At 59.2% G+C, this 6,000-nt stretch carries 8 protein-coding genes; 3 read left to right on the forward strand and 5 right to left on the reverse strand.

From position 1 onward, the window contains the following. Positions 1–3 precede the first annotated feature (3 nt). Complete coding sequence (gene queF, locus HK23_RS07390) at positions 4–474, reverse strand: preQ(1) synthase (protein WP_086653477.1); 471 nt, start codon at positions 472–474, stop codon at positions 4–6. Positions 475–602: 128 nt separating this feature from the next. On the opposite strand from queF, the gene rnd reads away from it, so the two are divergent. After that, positions 603–1,790: a ribonuclease D gene (gene rnd / locus HK23_RS07395; RefSeq protein ID WP_086653481.1), complete on the forward strand. Its 1,188-nt coding sequence runs from the start codon at positions 603–605 to the stop codon at positions 1,788–1,790. A gap of 60 nt (positions 1,791–1,850) precedes the next feature. On the opposite strand, the gene HK23_RS07400 is transcribed toward rnd, so the two are convergent. Together HK23_RS07400 and HK23_RS14900 are read right to left on the reverse strand one after the other, a co-directional pair. Next, complete coding sequence (locus HK23_RS07400; RefSeq protein WP_063906822.1) at positions 1,851–2,849, reverse strand: adenosine kinase; 999 nt, start codon at positions 2,847–2,849, stop codon at positions 1,851–1,853. Between the two features lie 214 nt (positions 2,850–3,063). Further along, entirely contained in the window at positions 3,064–3,246 is a 183-nt protein-coding gene (locus HK23_RS14900; RefSeq protein ID WP_156474629.1) for a hypothetical protein, read from the reverse strand. An 11-nt stretch (positions 3,247–3,257) separates the two neighbouring features. Between HK23_RS14900 and HK23_RS07410 the strand changes: the two genes are divergently transcribed. After that, a complete protein-coding gene (locus HK23_RS07410; RefSeq protein WP_063906821.1) occupies positions 3,258–3,764 on the forward strand; it encodes a bactofilin family protein in 507 nt (168 codons plus the stop codon). Between the two features lie 112 nt (positions 3,765–3,876). Here the strand turns inward: HK23_RS07410 and HK23_RS07415 are convergent, their stop codons facing one another. Then, on the reverse strand, positions 3,877–4,473 hold the full coding sequence (locus HK23_RS07415) for a GcrA family cell cycle regulator (protein WP_086653478.1): 597 nt from the start codon (positions 4,471–4,473) through the stop codon (positions 3,877–3,879). Positions 4,474–4,617: 144 nt separating this feature from the next. Next, on the reverse strand, positions 4,618–5,229 hold the full coding sequence (locus tag HK23_RS07420) for a LysE family translocator (protein WP_086653479.1): 612 nt from the start codon (positions 5,227–5,229) through the stop codon (positions 4,618–4,620). 323 nt (positions 5,230–5,552) lie between these two features. On the opposite strand from HK23_RS07420, the gene HK23_RS07425 reads away from it, so the two are divergent. After that, positions 5,553–6,000: alcohol dehydrogenase catalytic domain-containing protein (locus HK23_RS07425; RefSeq protein WP_179193838.1), on the forward strand; the 448-nt coding region annotated here is incomplete at its 3' end.

Here is a 6,000-nt window from a genome sequence, read left to right on the forward strand (position 1 = left end):
CCTTTAGCCGCGACCGCGATAGGTCGGCACATCCTGTGACGGAATCCAGACATCGGCCGGCGGCGCGCCAGTCTGCCAGAACACATCAATCGGAATACCGCCGCGCGGATACCAGTACGCGCCGATGCGCAGCCAGACCGGGTTGAGGCGTTCAACCAGAGTGGTAGCAATCTGCACGGAGCAGGCTTCGTGAAACGCGCCATGGTTGCGGAAGCTTGTCAGGAACAGCTTGAGAGATTTGCTCTCCACAATCCACTGTTCCGGCACGTAATCAATCACGATATGCGCAAAATCCGGCTGGCCGGTGACGGGGCAGAGAGACGTGAATTCCGGGGCCGTAAAGCGCACCAGATAATTCTTGCCGGGGTAGGGCGCGGGCACGCGTTCCAGAACGGCTTCTTCCGGGCAGGTCGGGGCAGGCGTTGCGCGGCCAAGCTGGGTGAGGGCGTCACTGCCGTCATCAGGGCGGGTCATGGCGTTTCTTTCCGTTAGGGTCTGTGTTTGTCTCATGTCGAAGCTGTGTGGAGTTTCGTCAAGCTTTTCAGAAAGTCAGGGGCTGCTGTCCGCTTCTTTTTCCCGTCAGGTGGTGTATGAAGGCAGACATGGCCAGAGCTTCCTCCCCCGCATTTCCCGAACCCCGCCTCATTTCCACAACGGACGATCTGGCGACCACTCTTACCCGCCTGCGTGCAGAACCGTATCTGACGATTGATACGGAATTCATGCGTGAGCGCACTTACTGGCCGGAACTGTGCCTGGTGCAGATTGGCGGCGTGCAGGAAGTGGTGCTGATTGACACCATGGCGGACGGGCTGGATCTGGCGCCTCTGGCGGAACTGATGGCGGATGAGTCCGTGCTGAAAGTTTTCCATGCTGCCCGGCAGGATCTGGAAATTTTCCTGCATCTGTTTGATGCGCTGCCCACGCCGCTGTTTGATACGCAGGTTGCAGCGATGGTGGCCGGGTATGGGGATCAGGTCGGGTATGACAGTCTCGTCGGCTCAATCACCGGCCATGCGATTGATAAAAGTCACCGCTTTACGGACTGGTCCGTGCGTCCGCTGTCTGCTGCCCAGCTGACTTATGCCGCAGGCGACGTAACATGGCTGCGCCTTGTGTATGAGCGGCTTGTCAAAAAGCTGGAGCAGGAAAAGCGGCTGGACTGGGTTTCTGCCGAAATGGCGGTGCTGACAGATCCGGCTACTTTCCGGGCCGACCCGGAAAAACAGTGGGAGCGTCTGCGGGCCCGCACGACGAACCGCCGTATGCTGGGCATTCTGCGCGCTGTGGCGGCCCTGCGGGAACGGGAAGCGCAGCGTGTGAACGTGCCGCGTCAGCGTTTGCTGAAAGATGAAAGTCTGCTGGAAATTGCAGCCACAGCGCCGACCACGACTGAGGCGCTGGCCCGCGTGCGGGGTGTGTCCCGTGGGCTGGCTGAAGGGCGGACAGGACTGGGTTTGCTGGACGCTGTGAAAGAGGCACAGGCTCTGCCAGATGCTGAGCTACCGCGCCTGCCGAAAAACCGCAGCAAAGATGCCCCTCGGGCGTCCGCAGCTCTCATGGCTTTGCTGAAGGTGCTGCTGAGCAGCTGTTGTGAAGAACATGACGTTGCCCCCAAGCTGGTCGCGTCCATGGATGACCTGGAAGCGCTGGCGCTTGATCCGTCCGCCCCGAACCCGGCTCTGGCCGGTTGGCGGAAAGCAGTGTTTGGGGATGCTGCTCTGGCTCTGTGCAATGGCGAGATTGCGCTAGGCGTAAAAGGTGGAAAAGTCGATATTCTGACCCGCTAAAGTCTCTGCCTTCCTAAGTGAAAGGAAGGCAGAAACCGTAGCGAAAGTAGAGAGGACTTCTTAGAAGCCCATTTCCTGCCAGAGATTAGCCAGCGGGCGTGCGCCCACATGCGAAATAATTTCGGACGCCGCGACAGAAGCCAGACGGCCACATTCCGGCAGGCTTCGGCCAGAAGTCAGACCTGCAAGGAAGCCTGCGGCATAGGCATCGCCCGCGCCGGTTGTATCAACCACCTGTGTCGGGACCGGGGCGACGGTTGTCATCTGCCCATCGTGAATGACCACGCTGCCCAGACCAGAGCGGGTCAGTGCTGCAAAAGTGGTGTCTTCCAGCGTGTGGCGAGCGGCTGTCTCAAAATTTTCCGTTTCATACAGGGCGCAGATTTCATCTTCATTGGCGAAGAGAATATCGACGTGGCCTTTTACGAGATCCAGAAACGCTTCACGGTGACGACCAACGCAGAACGGGTCAGACAGGGAGAGTGCAACCTGACGGCCATTCTGATGCGCAAGCGTTGCAGCGCGGCGGAAGGCTTCCTGCGCATGCGGCGGGTCAAACAGGTAGCCTTCCAGATACACGATTCTTGAGGCCGCAATGACGTCCGTCAGCACATCATCCGGTGTGAAATGCGTGCAGGCGCCAAGATACGTTGCCATGGTGCGCTGGCCGTCCGGTGTAACCATGACCACGCAGCGCGCCGTCGGCAGGTTTTCCGAGATATGTCCGTCCAGCGGTGTGGAGGGGAAGGTAATGCCGTTATCGCGCAGATCCTGCGCAAATTTCTGGCCAGCCGTATCGTGCGCCACTTTACCAAGATACGCCACGCGTGCGCCAAACTGCGCGGCTACAACACAGGTATTTGCAGCAGAGCCACCGCCCATAACCTGTTCCACTTTCAGATTTGCGGTCAGGCTGTCGGCACGTGCGGCGTCAATCAGCGTCATGCTGCCGGGGGTCAGATTCTGCTCAAGCAGAAACGCGGGTTCGACAGTGGCAAGAATGTCCGTAATGGCATTGCCAATGCCGAGAATATCGTATTTTGCCTCAGAGCCAGTCATGACGATGTCTATTTTCCTGAAAAAATGTGCAGATCCGCTCTTTCGGTATCGCGCTGCCATAAAAAGGGCAACAGCAAGCGCTAACCGATGCTTGCCGCACGGTCTGTCAGCTGTATAACAAAATGGCTGCCAGCTTGATGGATCGACGCGGGCAAGTACAGACGTATAACCGCTGTCGCAGATACGGCAGCCAGCATGGCGGGGGGATTCTTGTTTAAAAGACGCAAGCCTGAAGATAACCGACCGGCCGGGCAAAATGCCGGTCAGAGTACCAGTCAGCCGGGCGCTGCGCGTCCTGCCGGAGCATTTGGTACACTTTTCCCTTCTTCTTCTCCCGCGGGTTCGCCTCCGTCATCCGGTAGCGGTGCGGCACCTGCTTCCCGTCCAGACGCAACAAAGGAGACCTCCATGGGTCGTGCGCCTCTTCCCCCCGGTTCCCCTCTTTCTCCCAACGCTGGCGTGCCCCCCATGCCGGGTGCAGCCGCCCGCGGCATGACACCGCAGCAGCCTAAAAAAGAAGTCCCGGAGCAGCGGACACTCGTTGTCGGTCGCGGGATCAGCGTTCAGGGCACCGTGCAGGATGCTGAGCGTCTGGTTGTGGAAGGCACTGTGGAATCCAGCATGATTTCCGCTAAGGAACTTGCGGTCATGCCGGGTGGCCTGTTCCGTGGTGGCGTGGAAGTTGAGAACGCAGAAATCGCCGGGACGGTTGATGGCACTCTGACGGTGCGCGGCAGCCTGACGGTGCGTGCAACGGGCCGCCTGCTGGGTAAAGCAGCCTGCCGCCGCCTGAAGGTGGAAGATGGTGGTCAGATCACCGGTCAGCTGGAAATGCTGGGCGATGACAATGCTGCACCGAAGCCTGCTGCGCCTGCAACGCCTGCTGCAGATGCACCGGTTAAAGCTGAAGGCTGATCTGGTTTTGACCAGACGGGGGTGAAAGCCCCCGCTTTCAGACACATACAAAAAAGCGCGCCCTTTGCTGATGCAAAGCGGCGCGCTTTTTTATGAAACGGAGTGCGTGCTGTCAGGCGACGTTATCGCGCCGGTCACGCAGTTTGACGTAAGCAATCTGCGCATGTTCTGCACAATAGGGCTTACCTGGCAGCGGTGTGGCACCACAGAAATGGAAGCCCGGGGTGCCGGGGTCGCCAATCGGCCAGCAGCAGGACGGGCCGCGGCGCTTTTTGGGTTCCGGGTCAGAAATGCTGCGCAGGGACGTTTTGGGCTTTGCCGAGGCACGCGGCGCTGCGGGAGCTTTTTCCGCCTTGGCCGGCTTGGCTTCAGCCTTGGGCTGTGGAGCCGGTTTGGGAGCCGGAGCCTCCACAGCTGGCGCTGCGGTCACAGCAGGCTTGGCGTCTGCTACGGGAGCCGCAGCCTGAGGTGCTTTTTCCTTCGCTGGCGCTGCGGTAGCCGGAGCCGCTTTTGCAGCACTTTCCGTGCCAGCCGTTTTGGATTTGTCACTCCGCCGGATGGGGGACGGACGCGGGGGCAGACTCAGACGATGCGCTTTGCCCACCACAGCGTTTTTGGTGATGGAGAGCCGACGGCCAATTTCTGCAGTTGAGAGGCCTTCCGCCCAGAGCTCTTTGAGCCGGGCGATCGTTTCATCGGTCCACTCCATGCACAGGCACCTTTTCGTATTGTCACGGGTCAGTGAAGCCAGATGCTTCAGTGCCGGGCATATTAAGGGCAGAGCAGGGGTATCTCAAGGAGAAAGGCCAGAAATTCTTGAAATCAGGCGCGTTTCAGGCTGTTTTCACCTGTCTCAGTGCGTGCTTGCCTCCATCATCAGGGGGTAGAGGGAGGCCACCAGCAGGGCGGCCATGGTCAGGTTAAACCCACGCAGAATGGCAGGCTGGCTCAGCCAGCGGCGCATGAGGGCGCCAAAACTGGTCCACAGGCTGACGCAGGGGAGGGTCATCAGGCCGCAAATCACGCAGGCGAGCGCTAACCCGAAGAGAAAATTGTCATGCGGCAGATAAGCGGAGACAATGCCAACGGCGATAATCCATGCCTTGGGGTTAACCCACTGGAACCCCGCTGCCTGTAAGAAACTGATGGGCGGGCTCGCTCCGGCTTCAGCTGATGCAGGTTTTGCCCTGGCGATTTTCCATGCCAGCCAAAGCAGATACGCAGCACTCACATATTTCAGCCAGACATACAGCAGAGGAAAGCGCTCAAACACCACGCCCAGCCCCAGCCCAACCAGCGCGACCATCAGCACAAAGCCAAGGGTGACACCAAGCATATGCGGGATGGACCGCCGGAACCCGTGGTTCAGGCCAGAGGCGGCCAGCATGGTATTGTTCGGGCCGGGCGTGATGGAGGCCACCAGAGCGAAAGCGGTCAGGGGGCCGAAGGTGCTCCAGAAGGACATGATGCACAAAACTCCATTTGCAGACAGTGGAAGCCCTCACGCCGTGCCAGGCACAAGGATACAGGATAGCCCGTGCGTGCTGATGTGCATCACGAAAGTGTTATGCACGAGGAAGGGATTTTCTGAAACCATTCAGAGGACTGTGGTTCCGCACTTTTTTATTACGATATGGATATAGATCCGTCATGACGGAAAAGCTGGTGTGAGCAGATAACACGCGCAGCATGGTGGCCCGTCAGGCTGCCTTGGGGTTATGGTTTAGACAAACAGGAGCAGCCTGCGCGCCGTATGACGCAGGGACACTCAGCCAACAGGGGGATGGAATGGACGTACGGGCAGCCGTAGCCTTTGAAGCGGGCAAACCGCTGGAAATTGAAACCGTGCAGCTGGAAGGCCCGCGTGCAGGCGAGGTTCTGGTGGAGATCAAGGCGACGGGCCTGTGCCACACGGATAAATACACCCTCTCTGGCGCGGACCCTGAAGGTCTGTTCCCGGCCATTCTGGGGCATGAGGGCGCTGGCATTGTGGTTGAAGTCGGCCCCGGTGTGCGGCATCTCAAGCCCGGTGACCATGTCATCCCGCTCTACACGCCCGAATGCCGGGAATGTAAATCCTGCCTCTCCCGCAAGACCAACCTGTGCACGGCTATCCGCTCCACACAGGGGAAGGGCCTGATGCCTGATGGCACTTCGCGTTTTTCTTTCAAGGGGCAGCCGATTCATCACTATATGGGCTGTTCCACCTTTGCGAATTACACGGTTCTGCCGGAAA

The sequence above is a fragment of the Acetobacter malorum genome, from assembly GCF_002153605.1.
GTDB lineage: Bacteria > Pseudomonadota > Alphaproteobacteria > Acetobacterales > Acetobacteraceae > Acetobacter > Acetobacter malorum_A.